The organism is Pseudomonas avellanae BPIC 631 (assembly GCF_000444135.1).
GTDB classification, from domain to species: domain Bacteria; phylum Pseudomonadota; class Gammaproteobacteria; order Pseudomonadales; family Pseudomonadaceae; genus Aquipseudomonas; species Aquipseudomonas avellanae.
The window spans coordinates 1-2976 of the sequence record NZ_ATDK01000424.1; the positions used below are offsets into that span (position 1 = coordinate 1).

At 54.2% G+C, this 2976-nt stretch carries 3 protein-coding genes; all 3 read right to left on the reverse strand.

Going from position 1 to position 2976, the window contains the following annotated elements; translation table 11 throughout:
* Positions 1–146: 146 nt before the first annotated feature.
* Complete coding sequence (locus DW49_RS1000000130925; protein WP_003376191.1) at positions 147–290, reverse strand: DUF2256 domain-containing protein; 144 nt, start codon at positions 288–290, stop codon at positions 147–149.
* Complete coding sequence (locus DW49_RS0123480; RefSeq protein ID WP_024420863.1) at positions 287–1825, reverse strand: cryptochrome/photolyase family protein; 1539 nt, start codon at positions 1823–1825, stop codon at positions 287–289. Before DW49_RS0123480 ends, DW49_RS1000000130925 begins: the two co-directional genes overlap by 4 nt.
* A gap of 105 nt (positions 1826–1930) precedes the next feature.
* Positions 1931–2791 carry an HNH endonuclease gene (locus tag DW49_RS0123485; RefSeq protein ID WP_024421442.1) on the reverse strand — a complete coding sequence of 287 codons (861 nt, stop codon included), beginning with the start codon at positions 2789–2791 and terminating at the stop codon, positions 1931–1933.
* Between the last annotated feature and the right edge of the window lie 185 nt (positions 2792–2976).

Genomic DNA, 2976 nt, shown 5'->3' on the forward strand with positions numbered 1-2976 from the left:
GGCATTGCAGGCTCGTATTGGTGTTGTGTGAGAACTCCAACAATACGGGCCTGTTCTCATAGGGATCAATAGGTTACGTCGAAACGGGAACAGACCCTAGCGAAGCGATAGTTCAGCGCGTTTCATTTCGAAATATGTTGAAAACCTTATCCGCCCGTTGACGACTTGTTGCGACGACAGCGCTCCGAGCAGTAACGAACCTCATCCCAGCAACGCGCCCACTTCTTGCGCCAGGTGAACGGCAACCCGCAAACCACGCAGGTTTTGACCGGCAGCTCGCTCTTTTTCAAAGCGCCTCTCCAGTGTCGAGCCTGGCCAGCAGATGCTCACCGCGCTCCCACAGCGCCTGTTGCTTGGCTTCGGCCATGCGATCAAGGTTCTTGTAGATCATGCCCATGCGTTGGTTACGACGTAACAGGTCGCTGTGACGCATCAAAAAATGCCAGTACAGCGCGTTGAACGGGCAAGCATCGTCGGTCGTGCTTTCAGTCACTTTATAGGCGCAACCACGGCAGTAATCAGACATGCGCTTGATGTACTGACCACTGGCGCAATAAGGCTTGGAGCCCAGATAACCGCCATCGGCGTGCATGACCATGCCCAGCGTGTTGGGCAGTTCGACCCAGTCGAACGCGTCCATGTAGATCGCCAGGTACCACTCGCAAATCTGTTCCGGCACGATACCCGCGAGCAAGGCAAAGTTGCCGGTCACCATCAGGCGCTGAATATGGTGAGCGTAAGCATGTTTCAGGCTTTGGCCGATCGCCTGGCTCATGCAATTCATTTTTGTTTCGCCGGTCCAGTAAAACTCCGGAAGCTGCCGGCTGTTGCCGAACAGGTTGCCGCTGGCGTAGTCAGGCATCTTCAACCAATAGACGCCACGCACATATTCCCGCCAGCCAATCAACTGACGGATAAAACCTTCGGCCGCATTCAGCGCCACCCTGCCCGACCAATACGCGGACTCGACATCGCTGCAAATCTGGCGCAAGTCCAGCAGCCCGATGTTCAGCGCCGCGCTGATCCGCGCATGAAACAGAAAAGGCTCATCCGTGGCCATCGCGTCCTGATAATCGCCGAAACCCGCCAGACCAAAATCCAGAAAATACTCCCACAACGCCTGAGCATCCGCATGCGTGACGGGGTAGTCAAAGGTATCCAGCGAGCCGTAGTGGTTGGCGAAACGCTCCGCCACCAGCGCCAGCACGTCGCGGGTGATCGCATCTGCGCAAAAGCGCATCGGGTACGGCGCGGCCACGCCCTTGGGGAGCGCCTTGCGGTTCTCGGCGTCGAAGTTCCAGGCACCGCCGACCGGCGTACCGTCGCCGTTCAATAGCAACCTGCTTTTGCGCCGCATCTCCCGGTAGAAAAACTCCATGCGCAGCTGCTTCTTACCGTGCGCCCACGCCGCGAAATCGGCACGCGAACAGAGAAAGCGCGTATCGGCATACCACTGAATCGACAGCCCACCGTCCTTTATCGACTGCTCCAATCGCCAGTCACCGCACTCGGTGATGTGCAATTGCTCAGCGTTCAACAAGGCGTGCCAGCGACGCAATTCGCCCGGCACCGAGCCTGTGTTTTGCGGATCATCGAGCGTCACGTACTGCACCCCAACCCCACGCTCGCGCAACGCCTCGGCAAAATGACGCATGGCGCTGAAGATCAGCGCGATTTTCTGCGGATGATGCGGCACATGACTCGCCTCCTCCATCACCTCGACCAGCAGGACCGTGCTGTGTTCGGGGTTCAGGTTTTGCAGGGAAGCGAGGTCGAAGGAGAGCTGATCGCCCAGAACGAGATGGAGTTGGTGGGATTGGGTCATGGTGGCGTCCGCGCCAATAAAGTTGTACCAATGTAAATTTTTGTACAAGTTTTTCCTAGCGTTTTTTTACGCGCCTGGTTCCTGAGCCGAAGACTCTGCCGCAGATCAGATATAGCTTTTGTAACCGCCTGATTGAAACCATTGACTTTCTGAAAGGGCCTCATACATCGGGGCCTTCCAATGGTTGGCTCTATTCTTCCTTTCGGAAGAAGCAAATCTTTTAAGGTGATCCTTTCTATCTTCACACGTCTCCAAGTCGTCAAGCACTTCAATCATTCCTGAAAGTTCTGCAGCGGCCTCTATACCAAATCGGCGCGCGAGATCCAAATTCTTGAAGTGATTTTTCGCGCGTAACTTCAGCGGGTCAGGCCATTCTCCAGGAGGTTCTGCAAAATATCGAATAGTGGGAGGCGTCGTCTCGACCAGCTCTGCAAAAACCCAAGGCTCCTTTTCGAACCTCACACACTCAAAATAAAGATGAGACTGCTGATTGGCTTCAGTCACCGCGGAGGCGCCCTTGACCTTATTACAATCAGTGCATGCCGGCACCAGATTAATGGGCAATATGGAGTAAGCCGGGTACCTGGCTTTGGATAAAAAATGATCAAGCGTCGTGGCCTGACCAAATCCACACAGTGGACATTTTGCAAGGGGAGCAGAGATGATTAACTTATCGTAATACGTGCGCGCCGCCTTCCCTTTATTCAGCAGTTGATTCGAGTACAGCGACATAAACTCTTTTTTTGTCAGTGTCGCCACCACCTCTTGATCCGGCCTGGCATGCGCACTCAACGGCAGACAGTACAACTCGCTCGTGTTGGCTTTTTCTGTATAACCGAGAAAAAGCTCGATAATCGAATCACGGGCAGCTTTAAACCTTTCTGCTAAATCAGGGTTTTCAAGACCGCTGACACACGTATCGAATACCTCGGTTGCGTCAAGGGCGGGGACCGTGAGCTTTTTCAAGACTCCCTCCTGCTGGCGACCATCTTTCGCAAGATTGCCTGTGCCTCAAACCCAAGCTGCTCTTGATAGTCGGCTAAAATACGGCGGTTTCAGAGGCTGAGTGCAACACCCGGCTATTGAGTTAGGGATGGACTCTCATGATGCTTGGACATCATTTCCGTCATCATTTCGATAGGGCATCTGTA

Coding starts and splice junctions, on each gene's coding strand:
- DW49_RS0123480 (WP_024420863.1), bottom strand. CDS start 1,825: ATGACCCAATCCCACCAACTCCATCTCGTTCTGGGCGATCAGCTCTCC.